General features: G+C 41.2%; 23 protein-coding genes. 14 read left to right on the plus strand and 9 right to left on the minus strand.

Annotation, left to right across the window (positions count from 1 at the left end):
* Window positions 1-661 precede the first annotated feature (661 nt).
* The 3 genes from H6G08_RS25940 to H6G08_RS25950 all read left to right on the plus strand — a co-directional run bounded on the left by H6G08_RS25940 (window position 662) and on the right by H6G08_RS25950 (window position 4725).
* Window positions 662-1351 carry an acyltransferase gene (locus H6G08_RS25940; protein ID WP_190548290.1) on the plus strand — a complete coding sequence of 230 codons (690 nt, stop codon included), beginning with the start codon at window positions 662-664 and terminating at the stop codon, window positions 1349-1351.
* A 389-nt stretch (window positions 1352-1740) separates the two neighbouring features.
* The gene (locus H6G08_RS25945; protein ID WP_096643989.1) at window positions 1741-1857 is read left to right on the plus strand and encodes a photosystem II reaction center protein I; all 117 of its coding nucleotides are present in this window, start codon (window positions 1741-1743) and stop codon (window positions 1855-1857) included.
* 366 nt (window positions 1858-2223) lie between these two features.
* Window positions 2224-4725 (plus strand): DUF3769 domain-containing protein, encoded by a 2502-nt coding sequence (locus tag H6G08_RS25950; protein WP_190548292.1) that lies wholly within the window; start codon window positions 2224-2226, stop codon window positions 4723-4725.
* Window positions 4726-4800: 75 nt separating this feature from the next.
* Here H6G08_RS25950 and H6G08_RS25955 read toward each other — a convergent pair whose 3' ends face one another.
* From H6G08_RS25955 to H6G08_RS25965, 3 genes are all read right to left on the minus strand, one after another.
* Complete coding sequence (locus H6G08_RS25955) at window positions 4801-6330, minus strand: SagB/ThcOx family dehydrogenase (RefSeq protein WP_190548294.1); 1530 nt, start codon at window positions 6328-6330, stop codon at window positions 4801-4803.
* A 237-nt stretch (window positions 6331-6567) separates the two neighbouring features.
* A complete protein-coding gene (locus H6G08_RS38320; RefSeq protein WP_277877854.1) occupies window positions 6568-6699 on the minus strand; it encodes a hypothetical protein in 132 nt (43 codons plus the stop codon).
* 14 nt (window positions 6700-6713) lie between these two features.
* Window positions 6714-7949 (minus strand): RNA-guided endonuclease InsQ/TnpB family protein, encoded by a 1236-nt coding sequence (locus tag H6G08_RS25965; RefSeq protein WP_190548296.1) that lies wholly within the window; start codon window positions 7947-7949, stop codon window positions 6714-6716.
* 169 nt (window positions 7950-8118) lie between these two features.
* On the opposite strand from H6G08_RS25965, the gene H6G08_RS38745 reads away from it, so the two are divergent.
* The 4 genes from H6G08_RS38745 (at window position 8119) to ilvC (ending at window position 11115) form a co-directional block, all read left to right on the plus strand.
* Window positions 8119-8205 carry a hypothetical protein gene (locus H6G08_RS38745; protein ID WP_390626223.1) on the plus strand — a complete coding sequence of 29 codons (87 nt, stop codon included), beginning with the start codon at window positions 8119-8121 and terminating at the stop codon, window positions 8203-8205.
* 107 nt (window positions 8206-8312) lie between these two features.
* On the plus strand, window positions 8313-8750 hold the full coding sequence (locus H6G08_RS25975; RefSeq protein ID WP_190548299.1) for a thermonuclease family protein: 438 nt from the start codon (window positions 8313-8315) through the stop codon (window positions 8748-8750).
* 333 nt (window positions 8751-9083) lie between these two features.
* Window positions 9084-9950: an aldo/keto reductase gene (locus tag H6G08_RS25980; protein WP_190548301.1), complete on the plus strand. Its 867-nt coding sequence runs from the start codon at window positions 9084-9086 to the stop codon at window positions 9948-9950.
* Between the two features lie 169 nt (window positions 9951-10119).
* Window positions 10120-11115: a ketol-acid reductoisomerase gene (gene ilvC, locus H6G08_RS25985; RefSeq protein ID WP_190548303.1), complete on the plus strand. Its 996-nt coding sequence runs from the start codon at window positions 10120-10122 to the stop codon at window positions 11113-11115.
* Window positions 11116-11306: 191 nt separating this feature from the next.
* Here the strand turns inward: ilvC and H6G08_RS25990 are convergent, their stop codons facing one another.
* Entirely contained in the window at window positions 11307-11567 is a 261-nt protein-coding gene (locus H6G08_RS25990) for a hypothetical protein (protein ID WP_096643983.1), read from the minus strand.
* A gap of 455 nt (window positions 11568-12022) precedes the next feature.
* Here H6G08_RS25990 and H6G08_RS25995 point away from each other — a divergent pair, with 455 nt between their 5' ends.
* The 4 genes from H6G08_RS25995 (at window position 12023) to H6G08_RS26010 (ending at window position 15404) form a co-directional block, all read left to right on the plus strand.
* On the plus strand, window positions 12023-12349 hold the full coding sequence (locus H6G08_RS25995) for a YbjQ family protein (RefSeq protein ID WP_096643982.1): 327 nt from the start codon (window positions 12023-12025) through the stop codon (window positions 12347-12349).
* 548 nt (window positions 12350-12897) lie between these two features.
* Window positions 12898-13533 carry a hypothetical protein gene (locus tag H6G08_RS26000; RefSeq protein ID WP_190548305.1) on the plus strand — a complete coding sequence of 212 codons (636 nt, stop codon included), beginning with the start codon at window positions 12898-12900 and terminating at the stop codon, window positions 13531-13533.
* A 164-nt stretch (window positions 13534-13697) separates the two neighbouring features.
* Window positions 13698-14822 carry a magnesium chelatase ATPase subunit I gene (gene bchI / locus H6G08_RS26005; protein ID WP_190548307.1) on the plus strand — a complete coding sequence of 375 codons (1125 nt, stop codon included), beginning with the start codon at window positions 13698-13700 and terminating at the stop codon, window positions 14820-14822.
* Window positions 14823-15107: 285 nt separating this feature from the next.
* On the plus strand, window positions 15108-15404 hold the full coding sequence (locus H6G08_RS26010) for a hypothetical protein (protein ID WP_190548309.1): 297 nt from the start codon (window positions 15108-15110) through the stop codon (window positions 15402-15404).
* Between the two features lie 314 nt (window positions 15405-15718).
* Here H6G08_RS26010 and H6G08_RS26015 read toward each other — a convergent pair whose 3' ends face one another.
* The 5 genes from H6G08_RS26015 to H6G08_RS26035 form a co-directional block, all read right to left on the minus strand.
* On the minus strand, window positions 15719-18112 hold the full coding sequence (locus tag H6G08_RS26015) for an EamA family transporter (RefSeq protein ID WP_190548311.1): 2394 nt from the start codon (window positions 18110-18112) through the stop codon (window positions 15719-15721).
* Window positions 18113-18942: 830 nt separating this feature from the next.
* Window positions 18943-20193, minus strand: a complete 1251-nt coding sequence (locus H6G08_RS26020) for an inorganic phosphate transporter (protein WP_190548313.1) — start codon at window positions 20191-20193, stop codon at window positions 18943-18945.
* Window positions 20194-20249: 56 nt separating this feature from the next.
* Window positions 20250-21296 carry a zinc-dependent dehydrogenase gene (locus H6G08_RS26025; RefSeq protein WP_190548315.1) on the minus strand — a complete coding sequence of 349 codons (1047 nt, stop codon included), beginning with the start codon at window positions 21294-21296 and terminating at the stop codon, window positions 20250-20252.
* A 148-nt stretch (window positions 21297-21444) separates the two neighbouring features.
* The gene (locus H6G08_RS26030; protein WP_190548317.1) at window positions 21445-21888 is read right to left on the minus strand and encodes a GNAT family N-acetyltransferase; all 444 of its coding nucleotides are present in this window, start codon (window positions 21886-21888) and stop codon (window positions 21445-21447) included.
* Between the two features lie 70 nt (window positions 21889-21958).
* On the minus strand, window positions 21959-22132 hold the full coding sequence (locus H6G08_RS26035; RefSeq protein WP_190548319.1) for a hypothetical protein: 174 nt from the start codon (window positions 22130-22132) through the stop codon (window positions 21959-21961).
* A 99-nt stretch (window positions 22133-22231) separates the two neighbouring features.
* Between H6G08_RS26035 and H6G08_RS26040 the strand changes: the two genes are divergently transcribed.
* The 3 genes from H6G08_RS26040 to H6G08_RS38325 all read left to right on the plus strand — a co-directional run bounded on the left by H6G08_RS26040 (window position 22232) and on the right by H6G08_RS38325 (window position 24661).
* Window positions 22232-23998 (plus strand): FAD-dependent oxidoreductase, encoded by a 1767-nt coding sequence (locus H6G08_RS26040; protein ID WP_190548321.1) that lies wholly within the window; start codon window positions 22232-22234, stop codon window positions 23996-23998.
* A 110-nt stretch (window positions 23999-24108) separates the two neighbouring features.
* Entirely contained in the window at window positions 24109-24345 is a 237-nt protein-coding gene (gene patX / locus H6G08_RS26045; protein ID WP_190548323.1) for a heterocyst-inhibiting protein PatX, read from the plus strand.
* A gap of 190 nt (window positions 24346-24535) precedes the next feature.
* Entirely contained in the window at window positions 24536-24661 is a 126-nt protein-coding gene (locus H6G08_RS38325; protein WP_277877855.1) for a hypothetical protein, read from the plus strand.
* The last annotated feature ends 171 nt before the right edge of the window (window positions 24662-24832 follow it).

Raw genomic sequence — 24832 nt, forward strand, 5'->3', positions numbered from 1 at the left:
AAACGCCCTCACCCTATAAGGGTGGGGCTAGAAATACGAAGCCTGCCTTCGCAGGCTATCAAACTTTTAGCCTGCGAAGGCAGGCTTTGTTGGTATAGCAATACCCTAGAAGGGTATTGCGTCAAAATTGGGATGCTCCCAGCGATTTGACCTTTGAATTAGAACTGTCAAAATGTATTATTGTTAACTAAAAGCTTGTGTAATTGAGTACTGAGTAAATATATCAACTACCTTATTGCTAATTGAATGATTGCGCCTTGGTTGAGGAGTTCAACAAAAATTAAGTTGAATTTCTCTACGCCAATATTAGTAGTATTTGATGAGATATCAATACTAATAGAGAGATTTTGGCTATAAAATCCAGAATTCGACATTAATTAGCGGCAAAATCTTTCAGACTCAATCAGCAAAATTAGGTGATGCCTATAAATTCTTAGTGTTTTTATAGGTAAGTTGAACATTATTTACTGGCGAAAAATTGCTCATTGCAAATTATTTTTTCAACAATTCAATAATTGCTTCCATCAAGTTGGACTAGTATTTGCGAGATTCAGATAACTGATTTACTCCTAAATCTGGGTATTTGCAAATTATCAAAACGAGCCAACTGTCAATGAAGTAGTCGATTAATTACTGCAATTTATTTAAGGCATTAGTAACCATGAAAAAGCCCAAATTTTCAGCCAAAATCCAACGCTTCCCGGAAATTTTGCTGACTACATTATTAGGTGATATCCCCGCGATCGCTCTCGGCGCGAAACTGCGGAATCTCTTATATCGCAGTATTTTCGCTCGCTTAGATAGTCAGGTTTATATTCAAAATGGTGTGGAATTTCTGGGTAGTAATTCTATAGAAATCTGCAAACAAGTGTTTATTTTTAAAGGCGTGCGTCTCGATGGCAGAGGCGAAAATAATCAAATTTATCTCGGTAACAAAGTAGCCATAGAGCGTAACGTTGATATCGGTTGCTTAGATGGTACTTCTATATATATTGATGATGAAACATTCATTGGCCCTAACGTCTGTATTGCCGGGCCAGGAAACATCAAAATAGGTAAACATTGTATGATTGCATCGCACTGCGGCATATATGCTAATAATCATACTTTTACCAATCCTTTAGAGCCAATTCGCAATCAAGGCATTACACGCCAAGGAATTGTTATAGAAGATGATTGTTGGCTAGGGCATGGAGTCAGCGTATTAGATGGCGTGACTATTGGTCAAGGTAGTGTCATTGGTGCAGGTGCAGTAGTTACAAAAGATATTCCCCCCTTCTCTGTAGCTGTAGGAATACCAGCCAAAGTTATCAAAAGCCGCGTCAGCGAGGAAATAGGGATGAGGGGATAGGGAGGACAAGGGAGACAAGGGGGACAAGGAAGACTAGGGAAGGGAGACAAGGAAGCAAATAACTAATGACAAATGACTATTGACCATTGACTAATTTCTGCATCTACTCGGAAACCTATGCAGCGAGTAAACGTCTCAAGAGTAGCAACCTCAAAAGTTTTTAATCGGGACATCTCCAAAATATAGCGCTTACCCAACTGGCTCAGTCAATAAACGTGAGGACAGTCAACAGTTAACAGTCAACAGTTTCACGATAAACATTGACCTGTCTCAATAGAGACTTCCAAAAAAGGGGCGAGATTTGGGTAATATAAAGGAGCTATCATTTCTGCCTAGCAGATACCGAGAGAGAGATTTTCTGTTTCTCATACCTTTTGGAGATATCTCTGATGCTTACTTTAAAAATCACAGTTTATATTGTTGTTGCCTTCTTTGTGGCTATCTTCGTCTTTGGTTTCTTGTCTAATGACCCAGCTCGTAACCCCGGTCGTCGGGATTTCGAGTAAAAGCGCGACTGATAATCCGCTCTCAAAAGCCGGAAGGCAGAACACACCAGAAGCTATGGACACTAAGTTGCTTAAATGGGGATAATTACCCCAGCCATTTGCTAACCTACTCGGTCATCTTGCCTGAAGAGTTAAGAAATTCGCCTTTTAGGCGCGAGCAATGGCAAAGCTAACGGTATTTGCTATAACGGAGAGAATGCCCAAAAGTTTACCTCAAAGCAATCTCTCCTAGCAATTGTCGTGGTAAATTTTAGTGTCCTTCTTGAGCCAGCTTGCTGCAAATAGGCGGCAAAGTGGGAAGGCTAAAGGTGTTGTTCGTCCTTCCGGCTACTTATTGGCTATTTGTTAGCTTGATTGTGCTGAAATATGCTTCATCCAGTTCTGCCGCCTACACCGCCTCCAATTACGGAAGCAAGACAACCTGCAAATTTGACCTCTTCTGCTAATGACACCAAGTTTAATTCTTTAATTGCTACAGATACTGGGACGCAGGAAAATCAACAAACATCCCAACAGCAACAAGCAAAGTCTCAAACTCAGCCAAGTTCCCCAAATTTGACTAGGGATAAATTTGTAGTTTCTCCCAATCTCAATCCACCCAATCCGCCGAAAACTTTTCCGCCGGAATTCTCTCCTGTTGATAATCCCATTGATACTCCCATGAGTGCGGCATTATTGGGGGAGCCTATGGGCATTGCTTATCCTCTGCAAAATAATAGCGATCGCCTAGATGTTAAAGTTTTATCTAACCCAAACGCTACAAATAACCAAAATTCATTTGTTTCTAGTAAAACTCCAGCTAACCCGCAAGTAGTTGCTCAAAATCCTCAGCAACCGCAATTAGTACAAAATACTATTGAATTTAAATCTCGCAATCCTACACCCGACTCGCCTGCACCCTCATCGATAGAATTTCAGACGCCACAACCGCAGCCGCCAGCAGATAGCACAAAACAGCCCCAAAGTCAACCATATGGGACAACTCCCCCAGCTACCACGGCACCAGCCACACCCAGAACGGTGGAAGTAATTTCCGATCGCCAAGTGTATGATGACCAAAGACGGATAGTAACGGCGGAAGGTAATGTAGTTGTGCGATTTGACGGGGCGGTAGTAGATGCCGATCGCTTACAAATCAGTTTAGATAACTTGATTGCGGTGGGAGAAGGTAACGTTGCTTTAACCAGGGGCGATCAGGTATTGCGAGGACAACGCTTTACTTATAACTTTATTCAAGATAGCGGGGAATTGGAAAAGGGTAGAGGCGAAATTTACCTACCCACAGCCGAAAGAGATGTAGCTTTTTTACCTACAGATGTCACAGCAGGGGGAGTATCACAGCGCCCAGTGAGCGATCGCATTCGGGCAAATCAGCCCCTAACTGGTGTTAATAGCCCTGGCGGAATTGATGTGGTAGTAGGTGGTAGAGCCGATGCGAGAAACATTGCTCAACCAAAATCAGGGGGAATAGTTAATCGCCTACGCTTTGAAGCTGAACAGATTCAATTTTATCCCCGTGGCTGGCAAGCTAAAGATGTTAGCATCACCAACGATCCGTTTTCACCGCCAGAGTTAGTATTACGGGCGGCTAATGTCACGTTAGTTAGAGAAGCGCCCTTAGTAGATCGAGTCAGAAGTCAAGGATCGCGGGTAGTTTTCGACCAAAAAGTTGCGATTGGGATTCCGCGAGAACAACAAGAAATCGATCGCCGGGAAAGAGACGTAACACCAGCGCTGGTGTCTCCTGGTTTTGATGGCGATCAACGAGGTGGATTATATTTAGAACGCGGCTTTCCCGCAATCTCTACAGACAAGACAAACTGGACAATTACGCCCCAGTTTTTCTTGCAAAAAGCTGTAGAACAAGGTACGGATGACTTCGCTGGGCTATTTGGGATTAGAAGTAGACTAAATGTGAATTTGAACCCTAAATCTGTGATTGAGGGTAACGGCGAGTTAACCAGCCTAAATTTGAGTAAAGTTGAAGATAACTTGCGGGCTAGCTTGCGCCTGAAGCAGACATTAGGCGATCGCAATCCCCATTTATTGAACTTAGAATACAGCTACCGCGATCGCCTTTATAACGGTACTCTCGGCTATCAAACTGTGCAAAGCAGCCTTGGGGGTGTAGTCATTTCACCCATCATTCCCTTGGGTAACAGTGGTATTAATCTTAGCTATCAAGCAGGTGCCCAGTATATCAATGCTAATACCGATCGCCCTGACTTACTCTCACCAGATAGAGATAACGATCGCATTTCTTTAGGACGCATCCAAGGTAGTGCAGCGTTGAGCGGTGGTTTATTATTATGGCAAGGACAACCTTTACCACCTACGGCTACTGAGGGATTGCGATACACACCTAACTCAGTTGTTCCCTACTTGCGCGCGATCGCAGGTGTGACTGGTACTACTAGTTATTACAGTAACGGTGATAACCAAAGCACCTTAATTGGCACCATTGGCTTAGAAGGGCAGATTGGTCATTTTTCCCGCCCTTATTTAGACTACACCGCCTTTAATGTCAGCTATTCCCAAGGTTTTAACAGTGGACTATCCCCTTTCTTATTTGACAGAGCTGTTGATACTAGAGTATTGAGTGCTGGCATTACGCAGCAAATCTATGGCCCTTTTCGCATTGGCTTTCAGACCTCAGTTAACTTAGATACAGGTAGAGAAAGTAGCACCGACTATATTTTGGAATACAGCCGCCGCACCTATGGCTTGACATTACGTTACAATCCCGTACTGCAATTAGGCGGTATTAGCTTCCGTATCAGCGATTTTAATTGGAGTGGCGGCACAGATCCCTTTTCTGGTCAGCAAGTTAAGCCAGTTGTCGGCGGTGTGATACAGCAGGAGCCTTGAAGAGGCAGGGGGGCAAATAATTCAAAATTCAAAATTCAAAATTCAAAATTAAGAGTTATATTTGCCCCATACCAATTACCTAGGCCTTCCCAAGGTGGTGATGTAAAGTGCTGCTTCGTCTGCGGGAATACCCAGGACTTCATTGACTTTGTCGTCAAAAAAGCCACCAATGCCGCTTACACCGATATGTAATTGGGTAGCGGCTAAATTTAGCCTTTGTCCGAGATGTCCGGCATCCATGTGTAAATAACGGTAAACGCGATCGCCATATTGCGCGATCGCAGATTTTAAATCGGCTGTATGAAAGACTACAGCAGCAGCATCTCGGCCTAAGTCTTGCCCTAAGCAAAGAAAATGTAATTCTCGGCGGAAGTTTTTAAAGCGAATTTGGCGCAATTCTTGGGCTTTTGGTGCGTAATAGTAACAACCTGCTTCTAATCCTTTGACTCCACAAACAGCAATAAATGTTTCGATTAAATTTAAGTCAAAGTAATCTGGAGAACGGTCTAAATTTTGGTAGATATAATTTTGCGGTTGATAGGTGAAATCAAGTAAAGCTTTTAGTTCCTCAAAGCTCAAATCTTCACCACTGTAGGCACGGGTAGAACGCCGCCTATGCATGGTATTTTCCAATTCTGAGAGATTTTCACCCCAGTTAATCGACATGGTAGCTGTGGGAATTTTTAGACAGAAAGGGAAGTTATATTTATCTTCTAAAGATTTCTCTTGTTGCACTTCTGGTAAATTGAGTTTACCTGTTGTTCCCGATTCAATTTGTGTGTGATGATGAAAATATTTCAGCAGTTCGCCATCAGGAATAATTGGGTAATTGGTTTCGGTTGCTGAAGGTAAAGCTGTGCGTCCTAGTGGTAAATTTTGTTTAATATCTAACAAGTCTGCTAGAGATAAAACTGCGATCGCGCCTTCTTGTTGCGGATCGATATACAGTAAATCGTTAACCGCTTCATCAATAAATCCACCAATCAAGTGGGGACGATAATCGTTAACCGCCCCAGCTAACTCAATATTTCCCAATAAATGTCCGGTATCTAAAAAGATGCGGCGGTAAGCTCTATCTTCATACCGCCAAGCGGAACGATAGAATACAGCCGTAATCGCAATTGCTAGCTGAGTATTTTCCAGAGATGGATGCCAAAAACAAGCTGCTTGTAAACTTTGCCAAACATCGCTTTCCCAATACTGCATTAAAGAATGAGTGCGACTTTGGTAATTATATAACCCGGCTGGTAGTAACTCCGTACCGCGCGAAACTACATATACCTCAGCCGGGTATAACCCACCAGCACTAGGGGCTGATCGTAAATATACCCCACCCATAGAAGGCATTCTTGCCGTTAGCCCATAGCTACAAAACAATAGCCTTGACAGTCTTTGCCACCATTTAGCATCTTCATTATCTGTAGACGCCTCAGAATTAGCTTGCAAGTAGGGTTTAAGGTCAAAAGATGAGCCAATTCTGTATTCTTTAAATGGTACTGGTTGCTTTGCCCAATCTAAGCTCTGACTTTTGGCAGCTAGTGTCTGAGGATCGTATTTAGTGCGTTCGTGGTAGTGCTGTGCAATTGATTGGTGTAGTTCTGGCATAGTAGTTTCAATAGCATCGGGCGTCCTTTTTTTGATCTTGGCATTCCTGTGTCTAATTATTTCGTGTTAATTGGTACAATCTGTTTCACAGTTGCCATACCTCAAGGGTTGGGAGATTACTGGAACCTCATTGATTTACTCCCCCCAGCACTAAAATTTTCCCAATCTACAATCTTTTGCGTAAAACGATAATCATAACCATAAACGTTGAACAACTTGAGACAAGTTTTCTAGAATTTAATTATTTTCTGCTGGTGGTGTTGGTGTAACAGCCTGAGAATTGCGTCGCCACCGCTTCAAACCATAAATAGCAGCAACTAAAACCAAAAAATAAGGACTGTAAGCAATTAGCCAAATACCTAACTTCATTGACACTCTCCGCCCTATAAGGGCGAAGATTCTTCAATCTTTGACCCAACTTGCTCAGACAGGATTACTCCAGCATGAGTAGAGGTCGAATCTCCTGTTCGCCCTTGGCGTTCCCGAAGGGTAGCGTTCGGATCTAAGATCCAAGTTCCGGTATGCCCTACCGTACTCAAGGCTAATTTCAGAATATTGATGGCAGCATTCCAATCTCTATCCATCACAAATCCACATTCACAAATATGGGTTCTTGTGGATAAAGATTTTTTGACTATTGCCCCACAATGAGAGCATTCAAGCGATGTGTAGGCAGGATTAACCGCAACAGTTATTCTGCCAAACTTCACCCCAAAATACTCTAACCATTTCCTGAATTGATACCAACCAGCATCATTAATAGATTTGGCGAGACAGTGATTCTTGACTAAATTTTTAATCCTCAAATCTTCATAAGCGACCAAATCGTGAGATTGGATTACGCAACGCGCTAGTCTCTTAGCGTGTTCTTCACGTTGCCTACTTATTTTGAGGTGTACTCGACCTAATTTATTAATGGCTTTCTTACGGTTGCATCCGCCTTTGTTTTTACTTTGAACACGTCTTTGTCTAAACTTGAGACGCTTTTCTCCTGTGCGATAAAACCTTGGGTTAGGTTCACTGTGTCCATTACTGTCTGTGTAGAACTCTTTGAGTCCAACGTCCAAACCGATAGTTTTACCAGTTGGTTGTGTTTCTACTTTGTTATCTGCACTCACCAAAAATTGAACATAATACCCGTCTGCACGACGTACTAACCTAACTCGTTTTATCTGTTCTAATTGGTAGAAGTTCAAATCCCACGTTCCTTTGAGATTGAGTTTGCCAATCCCTTTTTTATCAGTAAAGGTTATTTGTTTCCTAGTCTCGGAAAGTGACCATCCAGATGTTTTATATTCCACTGAACGATAATTTTTCTTAAACTTTGGATATGCCTTTTTACCCGCAACAGACTTTTTACAGTTGTCGTAGAAACGAGCGATAGAACTATAAGCCCGTTCGATAGAGGCTTGGCAAGCACTAGAATTCAAAGCTTTTACAAATGGAAATTCACCTCTCAATGACTTGCTCAGACGATATAAGTCTTTTTGTCCTACACCTCGGTTATCCATCCAAAAACGGATAGCTTTGTTGCGGACAAATTGAGCGGTTCTCATCGCCTCATCAATAGCAGTGTATTGAGTTGTTTTCCCCTTGGCTTTGAATTCTAAAACAATCATTTGTGTGGAAAACTCCTACGCAAATATTCTAGCATAATTAAAGCCGTCCTCTAAGGACGGGGCTTTAGACCCAGGTCTTTGGTAAAAATTAAACCTCCTAGCAGCACAGTCACAGCTAAACCAGATTTGCGCGGTAATATCATCGAGGCTGGCATAACTTAAACCATAGATAGATGAATTTAATCTCAGTATGGCTGAGAGCAAATCTGAAAGCGGGTATTGTTGCTATTTTTGTAACAGAAGTTTTGAGATTTGAGATTTTATGAAAAGTTGCTGCTGCTAAATTGCGTAATTTCTCTCACAATCTCTAGACAATTACTGATTTAAACTTAAGGAGAAGCATTAAATAATACTTAAAAATCCATGAGTTTAATCGAGTTAATGTTAATCTTGGCTACCATCATCGGTGTAGTAGATAGCAATACAATCCGCATTAAAGATGATGCAGGTCAAACATCCACAGTTAAACTAGTATGTATTAATACACCCAAAGAAACAAAACAGCAGTATGTTACTGCCGCTACTAACAAACTCAAACGATTTTTACCAACAGGTAGTCCAGTAGTAATTAAAACCCTAAATCGCGAAGAAAATGGGCGCATAATGGGTGAGGTTTTTGTTGATAATCGTTCAGTCAATCTTCGCTTAGTAGAGGAAGGTAATGCTGTTGTCGATCGCGAAACTTTAGGTTATTGCGAAGAAAGCAGAATGCAATATTTAATTGCAGAAGCAAATGCTAAAAATAAGCGTTTAGGATTATGGCAGCAGTTTAATCCTGTCAATCAGAATAGAGGAAGGTAATATTTTGAGGATTTATAGCAAATAAATATGAGGCTGCACAAAGCTATATTTTTTTTGAACGCAAAGGAGCGCTAAGGTTAACGCAAAGGTACACAGAGTTTGTACAGTTCTATATCTTTGAGAAGAATTAGGTGCATTTTTATTAAGATTTACGCACACTCTATAAATTCTTGGCGTTCTTGGCGTCTGGCGGTTCAATAAATTAAGCTGTTTGGCAATTTTTGCGTAAGTCCTGTTTATATTGAATTGGTATTACACCTATCTAAGGATGAATTGTCAAAATAGTTGAAAACAGCTAATACATTAGTGGGACTGCAAACAAGAGCTAAAAGCATGGAAACCAAACAATTAGGAAAAACGGGTGTATCTGTCAGTGCTATTGGTTTGGGTGGAATGCCAATGTCAATAGCAAATCGTCCAGCAGAAGCAGAATCTATTCAAGTTATTCATCGTGCTTTAGACTTGGGTATTACCTTCATAGACACCGCCGATTCTTACTGCTTAGATGAATCGGATAAGCACCACAACGAAAGATTAATTAATCAAGCACTTAGCAGTTATAAAGGCGATGTTAGCCATGTAGTTGTCGCCACCAAAGGCGGTTTGATGCGTCCTCATGGAAATTGGACGCGCAACGGTAACCCCAAACATTTACGGCAAACAATTCGCGAAAGTTTTCAAGCCTTGGGCGGTAGTAAACCGATAGATATTTGGCAATATCACGCCCCCGATCCAAAATATGCGATCGCAGAATCCCTCGCACCAGTAAAAGAAGCGGTAGAAAACGGTTTAATTCGCTATGTGGGAGTTTCTAACTTTTCTGTAGAACAAATTCAACAAGCACAGGATGTAGTGGAAATTGTTTCTGTGCAAAATCAATATAGTCCTTGGGAAAGACAACCAGAAATTGACGGCGTGTTAAAGTATTGCGAACAAGCAGGATTAACCTTTTTACCTTGGAGTCCTTTCGGTGGTAGTCGTCGCCATCAAAACTTGCAAGATATTTCCGCGATCGCAAATTTAGCCAAAGAAAAAGGCGTATCAGTATATTGTATCGTCCTTGCTTGGTTGCGTTCAAAATCACCCGCTATTTTACCCATCCCCGGTGCTAGCAAAATCTCTAGTATTGAAGACTCAGTCAAAGCAATTAACGTCCACCTCTCAGAAGCAGAAATCCAAAAAATCGATAGCGAGACTTAGTCAATAGTCATTAGAGACGCGATGAATCGCGTCTGTACAATTGTCATTTGTCCCCTAACCCCATGCCCAATGCCCCATGCCCCATTTTTAATTCTTATCCGTAGTTACTCAATTTGAGGTAAAATCAAAAGCCTGCCAATAAATGATGCTTGCTGACAGGAGATGCTCTATGGCCCGGATGTATTATGATGAAGATGCCAATTTAGACCTTTTGGCTGGAAAAACAATTGCCATCATCGGCTACGGTTCGCAAGGTCATGCTCACGCGCTAAATCTTAAGGATAGTGGTTTAGATGTGATTGTAGGGCTATATCCGGGCAGTAAGTCAGCTGCCAAAGCCCAAGAAGCTGGATTAACCGTCAAGAGTGTTGCGGATGCGGCTAGTGCTGCTGACTTCATCATGATTTTATTGCCTGATGAAGTGCAAAAAACAGTTTATAAAAACGAAATTGAACCGAATTTAGCAGAAGGGAACGTTTTAGCTTTTGCTCACGGCTTTAATATTCACTTTGGACAAGTTGTACCGCCTGCAAATGTAGATGTAGTCATGGTAGCGCCTAAAGGCCCCGGTCATTTAGTCCGCCGGACTTACGAACAAGGACAAGGCGTACCCGCATTATTTGCTGTATATCAAGATGCTAGCGGTCGGGCACGCGATCGCGCTATGGCTTACGCTAAAGGTATCGGTGGTACTCGTGCGGGTGTTCTCGAAACTACCTTCCGCGAAGAAACCGAAACCGATTTGTTTGGCGAACAAGCAGTATTATGTGGCGGTTTGAGTGCTTTAATTAAAGCCGGATTTGAAACTTTAGTAGAAGCTGGCTATCAACCAGAATTAGCTTATTTTGAATGTCTGCATGAAGTTAAACTGATTGTTGACTTAGTTGTCGAAGGCGGTTTAGCCACAATGCGCGATAGCATCTCTAACACTGCTGAATACGGCGATTATACACGCGGCCCTAGAGTGGTAACTGCGCAAACCAAAGCGGAAATGCAGAAGATTCTCAGCGAAATTCAATCTGGACAATTTGCTAGAGAATTTGTGTTAGAAAATCAATCTGGTAAACCTGGATTTACCGCCATGCGTCGTCAAGAAGCCGAACACCCCATTGAGGAAGTAGGTAAAGAATTACGCGCTATGTTTAGCTGGTTGAAAAAAGCCTAATAATATAGGGGCTAGGGGCTAGGGGCTAGGGGCTAGGGGCGAGAATGTTTCACATTCATGATGATGGATGATTTTTGTAGTTAGGACTTTATTTCTGGATTTTAAAGTCTGAAAGTACTGAATAAATATCCATCATAATTAATGATATTCACCATAGCCCCTTGCCCATTCTCATAAAAAACCAAGCCCAATCAAGCATGAAGATTAGCTTGTTCTTGCAACCACGGATCTACAGGTTGTCCATCTTTACGGCGTAATTCTATTTCCACTACCATTACTTCTTTAGAACCAGGGGGAGCAGGTTTTTTATGGAAAAGAATGTCATATTCTAGTGGATTGTGATTGCGTTCTTTTAACCATTCTTGCACCTTAGTTGTCGCAAAAAAAGATTGCCCTTGCTCAAACATGCGAGTAATCTGCATCTGTAGCGTGTAGGGATTTATGCGCCCCATTTTTTACCACCTTTATCTTCAGATTGTAATTTATTTGTAGGGTAAGCATTGCCGACCCAGCCCTTTTAAAACTAACAAATGAAGTTGTAACAGGCAATCAACACAATCTTTACTTTAACTAAATTCTTAATACTCAAGTAATTTGTAACAGCAATCATACAGAGAAATTGTTACTCAAGTAACTTGATGAGAAAATTATCTATATTAATACGTGAAGAAATGTAAAGTTATGTAGAGGAGATGTTACTCTTTTGGGTAAGGTAGCGGAAATTTGCTGCGCGATCGCACATCTGTCTTCAAATACTGATAATTAATTGCTTCAAGATTGTAACGCGATCGCTATCAGCTACTACCTTATGCAATGTAATTACAGAATTATCTCATTAGTAAGTGGCTGTAAATGATTGCGGATTATTATAATTAATCCAATTACTAATTATTTATGAGGCTAAATTATGATTTTGACTACAACTGATGTAATTCAAGGTGCAGTAATTCAATCATATTTAGGTATTGTGACAGCAGAAGTTGTTTATGGTAGCAATTTCTTACGGGATTTTTTAGCAAGTATTCGTGATATTGTCGGTGGACGTACTGGCAGTTATGAACGTTTATTTGAACAAGGGCAACGCAAAGCATTAGAAGAATTACAACTACGGGCACAACGTTTAGGTGCGGATGCTGTAATCGGTATTGAAATCGATACTGGTACAATCAATGTCGATCAGTCTGGAGTCTTATTATTGATTACCGCTACAGGTACAGCCGTAAAAATGCGTTAAGTAGGACGGCGAATTTAAATATAACTGGCTGAGGCTGTCATTTGTGATTGGTCATTGGTCATTGGTCATTTGTCATTGGTAAGGATTTAAATTTTATTTATGTTTATTAATATAGTTTCGTTTATTTCTACCGACTTATTTACAGCTTATTATAAGTAAATGCTGTAGGGGCATTGGCACTGCCATGCCCTAAAATTATCGCACCTCATCAAATTAGAATCTGCTGTAGATAAATCCAATTTTATTTTTGCGAAAAATCCTGCATAAAACATTCATCTAAATCACTGCGATAAATCCAATTAATCTCTGCAAAATTAAAAAATAATAGTCAACAATAACCGTAATATTTTTTAATAAAAATTTCGCTTATCAACAGTTTTTAAATTTGCTGGACAAAAATAATTAACTAAAAACTTTCTTACCAAAGATAGAGTACTTAACTCATTCTGTTGATAGATAGAAATAATTATATTTAGTAATTTAATTTGAACACAAGCAAAAATATAGCTGGAAACACTTTGCTGAAGTAATCAGGGAGAAAATAATTTATGTCATATGCAAATCGGGTAGGAGACCAAGTTATTCCTCCTGAGCAGGTCGTTACAGGTAGAGTTTCGGAATATCACGACCTTGTAAGATGGGGCCCCATTATTTCTGGTGTATTGGTGGCGTTAGTTACACAATTAATTTTAAGTGCATTATTTGGTGCAATTGGTGCGGGAAATGTTGCAGGTTCAGGCGCACCGAGAACTATTGCACCTGATGTTGCTAGTAATGTAGGCTTGTGGTCTACGATCGCGCTATTAATTTCCTTATTTACTGGTGGTTGGGTAACAACTCGTGCTTGCGGGCCGATGAACCGCAACACTGCTTTACTAAACGGCGCGATTCTTTGGGCTACTACTTTAGCACTTAGCTCTTGGCTATTAGCAAGCGGTGTCTCAGGCGCATTTGGCGTAGCAGCTTCTAATGCAGCAGCAGTGCTAAACCAAACACAACAACCTTTGGGGAATGTGCAACAGAATATACCAAACGTATCCGCTCAACAAGCTCGTGAGATTGCTGCGGCTACTTCGAGAGGCTTGTGGTGGTTTGTATTTGGTTCATTGTTGGGTTTAATTGCTTCATTACTAGGAGCAGTTGCTGGTGCGCGCAAACCGAGAACTACTACCTATAATCCTTAAAAATGGTCATTGGTCATTAGTCATTAGTCCATAGTCAAGAATTCTCTGCTATTGACTATGGACTTTTGACTTTTGACTATAGACTTTCGATAATGGACTCTCTATAGCCCCAGCTATGGCACAATAAAGAACGGTAATAAGAAAAATCTTGATAAGGTAATTTAGTGAGTCCTACTGCTCAAACCACAGCGAGTACGCGACGTGTGGTATTTCCGTTTACAGCAATTGTTGGTCAGGAAGAAATGAAACTGGCTCTGCTGTTGAACGTGATCGACCCCAAAATTGGTGGTGTTATGATTATGGGCGATCGCGGTACCGGCAAATCCACAACTATCCGGGCCCTGGCCGACCTACTACCGGAAATCTCTGTTGTTGCTAACGACCCCTTCAACAGTGACCCCAATGACCCCGATGTAATGAGTGATGAAGTTCGCCAGCTGTTACAGGAGGGAGCAGAAATTCCTGTAGTTGCTAAAAAAGTGCAGATGGTAGATCTGCCTTTAGGCGCTACAGAAGACCGGGTTTGCGGTACTATCGACATCGAGAAAGCTTTATCTGAAGGTGTCAAAGCCTTTGAACCGGGACTATTAGCCAAAGCTAACCGGGGTATCCTCTACGTAGATGAAGTTAACTTATTAGATGACCACTTAGTAGACGTATTGCTTGACTCTGCTGCTAGTGGTTGGAACACAGTAGAACGGGAAGGTATTTCCATCCGTCACCCAGCGCGGTTTGTGCTGGTTGGTTCTGGTAACCCAGAAGAAGGCGAATTGCGTCCCCAGTTGCTTGACCGTTTTGGAATGCACGCGGAAATCCACACGGTGAAGGAACCAGCTTTACGGGTGCAAATTGTGGAGCAAAGGTCAGAATTTGACCAAAATCCCCACGGATTTCTCGAACAGTACCAAACCCAGCAAGAAGCATTACAACAGCAAATTGTCAATGCACAAAATTTGTTACCAAAAGTTACCAGCGACTACGATTTGCGGGTAAAAATTTCGGAAATCTGTTCGGAATTGGATGTAGACGGTTTGCGGGGTGACATTGTAACTAACCGCGCCGCTAAAGCCATCACTGCATTTGAAGGACGTACCGAAGTTACAGTTGATGACATTCGCCGTGTAATTACCCTATGTCTGCGTCATAGATTACGCAAAGACCCCTTAGAATCCATTGATTCTGGTTATAAGGTAGAAAAAGCTTTCGCGCGAGTCTTTGGTGTGGAACTACCGGAAAATGATACTGCACAAAAAAACGGCACAGGTCAAGTTAAAACTGGTGTTCGGTAATCAGCTAACAGTTGACAGTTATTAGTTATTAGTAAACAGCGATAATTGTTTACTAATAACTTAATTGGGCATTGGGCATGGGGCATTGGGCATTGGGCATTGAAAATGAGTATTGGTAGCGTATTTAGCAGCAATTAATTGGCTATAAAGAATATTTTTTTCCTAATGATTATAAGTCTAATAGTAACTAATTTAATCAAAATAAACCTACCCAACTTGAAACCCTCACAAATGACCAATGACCAATGACTAATGACTAATGACTAATGACAATAATAATTAACTATGAGATATTGGCATTTTTGGTTGAATACTTTTATTTTATCTAGCCAGTACAATCCACCTCGGTTTGTGGAATTATTAATGTTAACGGTGGCGATTGTGATGTTAGGAATTGCCACTGTTTTACCCGATAGACCTTATATGGTACTGGGTTTAAGCTTAGTAGTAGGGGCATCTATTTCTATTCTAGTCAGAGAAGCGATCGCTCCTTCTCAGCAATCTAAAATGACCAAGTTTACAGCGTTTATATTACTTTTTATTAGTCTTTATGGATTTTTCGATTTGATGCAAACGCTGTAATTTTAATTAACCAATTTCGCAATTGATATGAATTCTGGAATATAAAAAAAACCGCCTTCTCTGCGAGAGGCTTCCGCCAACGCGCAGCGTCTCGCAGAGAAGACGCCAAGAGGAATTAAGAGAATTTAGTGTAGCTTCACTAACATAAATTTTATTATCTCAATTTGCACAAATTAGGTAAAAGATGGATTCGCGGAAGGCTGAAAAATCAGGTAATTCCCAATCCAAAATCTAAAATTTAAAATCTAAAGTTGTATTAGCTATGCAGGAGGTAAAAAGCCTCCTGCTTTCACTACGATCAAAATTTCACGCCTCTAAGTTTGTGAATTAGAATTAACCTGAGTTCGCATTTTTTCAAAGCTAAAGGCTGCTGCGCCAAAAGTAACTAAAAGGACTCCCAAAATTTGGACTAATTCTAAATTTTCTTGAATTAACAAACCTGCAAAAATTACCGTCAAAAATGGAACGCTTGCACCAATAATTGTTGAACGGGGTGCGCCTAGTTGGCGAATTCCTACATTATTGCAGATGTAACCAAATAATGTGAGTACGCCTAAAATGAAGGCGCATAAAATCACTTCTAATAATCTAGCAGGTTGAAAATTTAAGCTTAAATCTCCTGGGAAGGGAATCATTAAACCAATGACACTCAACAGCAACATGGTAGTGAAGTTAATCACTGTAAAGGATACTGGGTGCAATTTGCTGGCGCATATTCTGGTGAGGATGACGTAAACTGCAAAGGCGAGTCCTGATAAAATGGCTGTGGTACTTCCCAGGGATACATTACCAACACCGCTAGCACCGCCTAAAATTAGTAACTCGCCGCAAAATAAAGCGCCAATAGCTGCATTACGGAATTTATTCGGGCGATCGCGGAATAAGAACCATGATAACAGTCCGCTAATCACGGGATAGATAAAGAAAAGTGCGATCGCCATTCCGGTAGTTACTTGGCTAATCGCAATGTAAATCAGCACTTGCGATAAAAACAAAAAGCAACCGCTAGCAATGGAAAATTGCAAAACTTTGAGTGTCTTGCTTTTGGTAGGGCTAGAATCTTTACCGAGGGAGGTAAATAGAGTTTGTAAATCTTCCCAAACTCTAGGATGCATCATCGGCGCTAATAATAACATTAGTGGTACAACTACTAGCAACCGCAGCATTAAAATTAATAATACATTACCTAAAGTTGGCAGTAGCAATCGCTCTACTTGCACTAATCCCAAAATTTCTGATTCTTGCTGGAATATTACCTTAATGGCTACGTTATACAGCGCCGATGCTGCTGTTGACAGCACAATCAACAAGAAACCTATCTGAATTGATGATAAGTTGGCGGAGCTAGTTAAAGGTAATGAAGGCGCTGCTAATCCTTGTTTACGGGTTGATAAAGTCGTTTCGGTTGGAGTTTTTCTTAGTGATTCATCTCTAGAGGTGAGAGAAATTGGCTGTTCTTGGTTATTGCTTACTGGTGGTGGTGTAGCTTCAGGTAACGGAATAATAGGTTCTGGCGCAGTTTCATTTGCCGATAATTCTGGAGAAAGCACAGAAATTGGCTCAGAATTGTTGCTGTTGAATGTGGTTGATGTTGCTTCTTTTTCAGCTATCGGTTCCGGTGTAGTTTCACTCGCTGCTAATTCCGGAACAATTACAGAAAGTGGTTCAGATTCATTACCGTTGACTAGCGCTGAAGTAGGTTCTGCTGTCGGTTCATTCTGGGAAATTTCTGGAACAAGTACCGAAATCGGTTCAGATTCATTACTGTTGACTAGCGCTGAAGTAGGTTCTGGTGTTGGTTCATTCTGGGAAATTTCTGGAACAAGTACCGAAACTGGTTCATTTTCTTTGCTGCTGAATGTTTCCTTTGCTGATGATTCCGGAACAATCACAGAAACTGGTTCGCTGACAATTTCCCTTTCTGGTAAAACGGTGACTTCTAATGGTGCTGTGTTATTTTCGGGAATTTCGCTAGTAATGCTGTTCTGTTGTAAACTGGCGGAATTTTCCCCAGTCATCTGCGTTGCTGCTGGGGGAAGTTGGATGACAGTAGGGGGTGAGATGACGGTTGGTGGTGGTACTTCTACTTGTAATACCGTCGGTGGTGATAAAGGTTGAGTTTTGACTGAAGTTTCAGCAATTGTTTTTTCCAGTCCTTGCAGCCGGCTAATTAACTCCGCTATAATAGATTCCCCTTGCTGTTGTTGACCTTCCATCCGATACAGCTGTTGGGAAAGATTACTTTGGTAGTTCTTCAGCTCCTGTTGCAGTAAATTAAAGGTGTTAGTCAGGCTATCATCCAAAGAACTGAGCATCTGCTCGACATTATCGTTGTTTTCTGCAGCTGCGTTTAAGCTTTGGTATGAGTTTTTCTCTATTGCTTCGCTAGCGATTGTCGTTAGCGAGGATTGCAGATGGGAAGATATATGTTTTGCTAAAGCTTCTGCTAATTGACGAATTAACACCTGTTGTTCGGTGATTTGCTTTACCTGTTGTAACTGTTCTTTTTCGTCAAGCAGTCGCTGAATATCGTCACTTAAACGAGTTTTTTCGCCCTGAAGCTGTTTTACTTCCTCTTGTAGCGATCGCAAAATGTGCTGCTGAAGATTTTCTAAATCCTCAACAACCGCCCATAGCGCATTTTCTGCTGCTCTAGATAAATCGCTTCTCACTCGCGGGTTGTCTGGTTGCTTCTCAAATCGCCCCATTCGCTTTTAACCTCTAACATTTTGACGATAAAGCTGCTTCCCGTATAACTGCTTGGCCTTCATATTAATTTCCTAGAGTTCGTTAGATAAACCAAAAATTTTAACAGGACTTACGCATATCAACGTAATTTTGTCATGCTGCACGCGGGGTTGCAAAGCATATAATTTAGCTAATTAGTTAATCTAGTGTGTTTAGTTTGGCATCACAGGTAAACATTCTGTCAGTCTTATTTCAATCATCTATGTTTTTAGCAGGATTTTTTCATGAGAAAAAATCTTACCCCAAATCAATACGTATTCTTTTTGTACAGATAGGAATTGTTAAAAACTTGTAAATGGATACTTTGCTACCACTAGGGTATATCAATTTTGTAACTAGACTAACTCAAGAAAGGCAGAGGGCAGAGGGCAGAAGTTATAAAAATACTTTTTCCTTGTGCCAAGAGGGTTTAAGGCAACTAAATTTATTGATAAACAAAAGATGAGAAGGTATTTTGAGAGCCGCCACAGCAAAAATACTATGTTTGAATTAAATCTCTGTGCCTTTATTTATTTGGCTTCTCCTTCTGCCTTCTGCCTTCTGCCTTCTGCCTGATTAATAATTAGTATTGAATGTAACTTCAGTGACAGTTTATATCTGTAAATGTGGTTAAATTATTGGTTTGCGCTAATTCCGAATATTGTCAACCTATGAAAATTATTCTAATTAATTAACAGAAATTATGCAAAAAGCATTTTAGCTTTAGCGTGTTTAAATTTGCATTTAGCTATTTTTGATACAGACACAAAGAAAATGAGAAAAGTGTAAATAATTAATGAGGATTCTGTTATCAACTTGATAGAAAAAATATCTTGACAATGCTAAAGATAGCAGCGCTGAGAATGGCGCTGATGGGAACAGTAATTAACCATGCGGCGGCGATACCTTTTAAAGTTTGGAATTGAATCGACTTGAGATTTTGCACGAGTCCAATACCCACCACGCCACCAACTAGGGCATGGGAAGTGGATACAGGTAAACCGAGACGGGACGCGATGAGAATCGTTGTAGCGGTGGCAAGTTCCGCACAAAATCCACTACTAGGTTGTAAGGCAATAATATTTTCGCCAATGGTAGCAATAACTTTTTTACCCCAAACAGCTAAACCACTAACAATTGCGACCCCACCAAGGATTAAAATCCAGATGGGGATGGTAATGCCATTTATCGGTACGCTACCAGTTTGCTTAATATAAACGATCGCGGCTAGAGGTGCGATCGCATTTCCCACATCATTAGAACCATGTGCAAAGGCGACAAAGCAAGCACTCAGCAATTGAAACCGCCCAAATATCCTCTCAGTGGCGTTGGGGGTTGTATTGTCTTGTAATTGTCGCCAGCTATAAAAGGTGAGTCCCACGGCGGCGATCGCACCTGTAAAAATAGGAATATCGTAAGCTGGGAGATTTAACCCAACTTGGTTAATCAAATAATTGCTTAAAGGTTCAGTCAGCGATGGCAGAACAATCACGCCAAATGTGCCGATAAGTACCGCACTCAACCAAGGAAGCCATTCATTTAACTGCAACAGTTGATTTGGTTGATCCAAAATCCAACGCTTGATTTGACTGTAAAATAAAGCCGCTATCGCACCGCTAATTACAGGGGTTAAAATCCAGCCAATAGTAATTGAACCAATCGATGACCAATCAATTGCACCTACTCCCAAAGCTACCCAACTAAAACCTGCGATCGCACCGACAACCGCATGGGAGGAAGATATAGGTAACCCCCGCGATGTGGCGATTTGTAGCCACACCCCAGAGGCTAATAATACCGTCACCATCCCCATGAGTAAAACTTGCGGTGTAGCCGCAAATAAAGCCGGATTAGCCACTTTTGTGGCGAGAGTTTCCGTTACCTCTTGTCCAAACAATACCGCACCCGCAAACTCCAACACCCCAGCAATTATTAACGCCTGTCGCAAAGTTACAGCCTTAGAACCAACAGAAGTTCCCATTGCGTTAGCAACATCGTTAGCACCAAGGTTAAAGGCAACGTAGAAGGCGAGTAGAGCGACGATTATGAGGGTGATGGGCATTTTTGATGGTTGACGGTTGACTGTTGACTGTTGACTGTTGACTGTTGACCGAATATTTAGGGATATATCAAGATTTTGTAGGTGTCTGGTTTGGGTGCGATCGCTTGTTCTACAGCTTGTGATAAATCTTGTAGAGGATAGCGATCGCTAATTAAGGCTTCTACATCAATCCGGCGATTAAAGACAATATCGGCTGAAAGATTTTGTAAGCGGTAGGATGAGCTATAACTGCCCATTAAGTCGATTTCCCGGCGATATAAAATATTGGGATTGACGGGAATTTCGATTTCGTCGGGAAACTCCGCGAAAAACAGAATTTTACCACCTTTGCGAGTGCAATCTAAAGCTTGAAAGAAGGCTTTTTCGCTAGGTACGGCGAGTAAGGTAACATCTACACCCAAACCACCAGTGATAGCTTGAATTTTTGCAGGTAAATCAGCGTCGCGTGCATCAAAAGCTGCTTCTGCACCAACATTTAAAGCTTTTTCAATTCTAGAGGGTAGTAAGTCGGTAGCGATCGCTCTACCACCAAAATACTTCACCAACATAATAAACATTAAGCCAATTGGCCCCGCACCTGTGATTAATACCGTTTGTCCCGGTGCAATTTGCGCTTTTTTGACTGCTTTTAAACAGCAATTAGTCGGTTCCACAAAACTCGCAGCTTCAAAACTGATATCATCGGGAATCGGAATTAAGCCGCCATTTTGCACAATATGTCCTGGGACTTTGACATATTCCGCAAAACCGCCGCCACTGGCGTTAAATCCGGCTGTAGTCGAGATGTTTTTATAAACATCACACATGGAATAATTTTCATTGAGGCAGTAGGCGCAACGCATACAGGGAATATGGTGCATTACCGCCACCCTTTGTTCTACTTGCCAATTTTTGACATCAGCACCCACAGATGCGATTGTACCCGCCGTTTCATGTCCAAAAATACGCGGCGGTTCGTACAGGGGATAACGAATTTTCTTAATATCTGACTGACACAATCCTACTACCCCCACCTTCACCAGCACTTCATCCGGTTCCAGAGTCGGGACTGGGATTTCTTCGTAGGAAAGTTGATTTACGCCTCTAAATACCTGTGCTTTCACGTTGATTTTTCACCGCTCAACGTTACTAGATGTAACATTTACTGGTCAAAGTTAACCTATCAAATTTGAGATTTTTGCTTTTAATACAGTACCTCATCAATCTCCAAGGTTGCAAAACTTGGTGGAACATAGTAAAGATGTGATGCTACTACTGCAATCGTAAAGCGTAATGGTAAAATTCTACATCTTTGATATATCCTTGTGATTCATAGAGCTTTTGAGCAGTTGTATTAGAAATATGAGTAGCTAAAACTATCCGAACTGCACCACTCTGTTTTGCATACTCTTGTGCAGCATGGATCAATAATGTTGCTACTTTCTGACGACGATATGATTCTTTTACATACAAATCGTTTAATATCCAGACTCGCTTCATCGAAACTGAAGAAAAGCTAGGATAAAGTTGAGTAAACCCTATGATTTCTCCATTATCCTGAGCTACAAATACTACTGAACCATTATGCTTGAAACGCTCTTTTAGAAATTCTTTTGCAGCTTCAATGTCTGATAGCTGCCCATAAAAAACACGATATTTATCAAACAATATTGATAGGCTTTCGAGATGATCTGTATCAGCTAAAAAAACCTTCATTTGCTATCCTCATAAATTCTGGATAAATAAAGCAAGCAAGATTACAAAATCAGATACAAATAATCCATAATTACTGCTTTACTTCACCAGCCTCTTCCGCATAAAACCCTTCTTCTTCAAGAAACTGGGTTAATTCTTTCAGACCTTGCTTACGATTGTCATCTCGTCGTGCCAGTTCTTTGATAGACTGAGTTTCTTGCTCTGGCGGAATCACTAAATCTAGGGGTTGGTTGATCTGGAACATGATATTTTCGGGATTGTGGTTTTTATATATTTCATAATACATAAACGCAATATCCGAAACAAACATTATCTTGTCGTCATCTACGAATAGGGTTAAGCAATGCTGAATCAGACATATCAAGCTGATGTTTTAGTTGTCGGTGGGGGAGTTGGGGGTACAGCAGCAGCGATTCAAGCAGCGCGACGCGGTGCGAAAACTATCTTGGTGAGTGAGTTTGCTTGGTTGGGGGGAATGTTAACCTCAGCCGGGGTATCTGTTCCCGATGGAAATGAATTAGAAGCGTTTCAGACGGGGTTGTGGGGCGAATTTTTACGAGAATTGCAGCAACGTCAGCCAGAAGGTTTAGATCATAGCTGGGTAAGCTTTTTTAGTTTCGATCCGCGAGTAGGGGCGCAGATTTTCGCGGATTGGGTGCAAGAATTAGCAAATCTGCATTGGATTGCGGGAGAAGTTCCCCTAGAGGTGTTGCGCGAGGGAAATTGTGTCACTGGCGTAAGATTTTCTGATTTTACTGTCCAAGCCAAAATTACTCTCGATGGTACAGAGTTAGGCGATTTATTGGCTTTGGCAGAAATACCTTATCGTTGGGGTTGGGAATGGCAAGAGCAATGGGAAGAACTAAGCGCCCCAGATTCTCCTAATCATCTCACGGAAAAATACCCTGTACAAGCGCCTACTGGGGTAGTGCTAATGCAGGATTTTGGCATAGATACCGCCCCAGAAATTCCCCCAGCGCCGAATTACGATCCATCTCTATTTGTTGGCGCTTGGGATAACTATGGTGCAGAACAATTTATCAACTACGGGCGCTTACCAGGCGGTTTATTGATGATGAATTGGCCGATATGCGGTAACGACTATGGCGCAGATTTAGGGCGGCTAGTAGAGTCAAAAGCTAGCAGAGATGAGTTCATTCAAGAATCTCGCTGGCATAGTCAAAATTTTGCCCATTTTATCCAAAATCAACTTGGTCGGCGTTACGGTTTAGCTACACAGGTATTTCCCCATTCTCCTAGCGCTTTTGCTTTGCATCCCTATTACCGGGAAAGTCGGCGCTTGGTGGGAATGAAAACAATTACAGAACAAGATATCTTACCTGTGTCTGGAGGTCAGGTAGCATCATTAAATATAGATACAATTGCGATCGCCAATTATCCCAACGATCACCATTACCCAGGTTTTGACTTTCCCCTCCAACCAAAATCGATTCGTTGGGGGGGACGCTGGACGGGAACGCCCTTCACCATTCCCTACAGCAGCCTCATTCCTATCAATACAGATGGTTTTTTAGTCTGCGAAAAGAATATTTCTGTATCACATATTGCTAATGGGGCTACGAGATTACAACCTGTCGTCATGGGAATTGGTCAAGCAGCAGGTATGGCTGCGGCTATGTGTATAGAGTTTAATTGTCAACCGCGCGATTTACTAGTAACAGCGCTGCAAATGGCTTTAATTCAAGACAAGCGTTCTCCAGCAGCAATTATTCCCTTGTTTAATTCAACACCCGCAGATATTCAGTGGCAGCAATGGCAAATACATTTTTTAAATAATCCAGCTAGCTATCCGCTTGATGGCAATTTTCCCACTTCATCGTCATCTCCGTATTATTACGATAGTCCAAAAACTGTGTTATCACGGTTGTCTAATTCCTTCACAGGTGTATTTCAACTAATATCTCCGCAGAATTACAGATTCAGTATAATTACTCCTAAAGCTTATCAACAGTCAACTTGGCAGCTTGTAACCTTGCGATCGCACGTAAATTTACAACTACAAGCTTGTAACCATCAGCAATTGCTGACAGTTTGCGGTCGGATTAACCCTGCTGGTAATTGGTTACTAGTCGAATATATGGATATTTGATAAAGTTTATTTTTATTCTGTAAAAAACAATACTTTTTAGGGAATTGTCCGGATGCACTAATAGAAACTAAGTAGCAGTGAATATGTGAGTTCCAAAGTAAACATCTGCTATGCGTGCGTTAATTTCACTTTTAGCCTCTAGCCTGGTAACGGCTACCTTAATTTTTAGCTATCAAGTAATGGCCAATTTAATGTCCGATATGTTCCTGGTTTCTGCGGCTACACCAACTTTGCTCTCAGCTAGACCCAAAACCAAACCCAATCAACCAGATAAGCCTGCACCACACCGTGGTAGCGGACGTAGAGAGTTAATGGAGTATAACCGTAATGCCCGTTCTTTCGTTTAATCGCTTTAGCTGCAATTTTCTTGTTTTGGAGGAGTTCAATTACAGACAAATTGGGTGTTGTGCTTAACATCCTTTACATCATTAATTTAGTAAAGAGATAACCGTCAACACATAGAATATCAGCATTTGTGCCGTAGTCTATCCGTAAATTGATGTATATATAGTCCGTTGTATCCCTGATGTTCCGAATGTGCCAAAAATCCCAGTGCATGTATTAATCGCATCACCAACTCCTCTCAAAGCTGCGTTTACTGCTTCTAACTCCTTTAATCTCCCAGATGTCATTTACATCAACGGTTCTATCGAGGGTTTCTGATTCCGATCTATTCTCAGCCATTTACTCAGCCAATTAACCCATCGATAGTTTGAAACCGTTACCCAATTACAGTTAAGCCAATAATTTACTCTAAATTAATAGACAGCTTTACCAAGCGATCGCAACTTGCAATCTCAGATGTTATTTCTGATTGCGGTAGCTAGCGCTGTG

The sequence above is a fragment of the Calothrix anomala FACHB-343 genome (assembly GCF_014696435.1).
In the GTDB taxonomy this organism is placed as follows: Bacteria; Cyanobacteriota; Cyanobacteriia; order Cyanobacteriales; family Nostocaceae; genus Aulosira; species Aulosira anomala_A.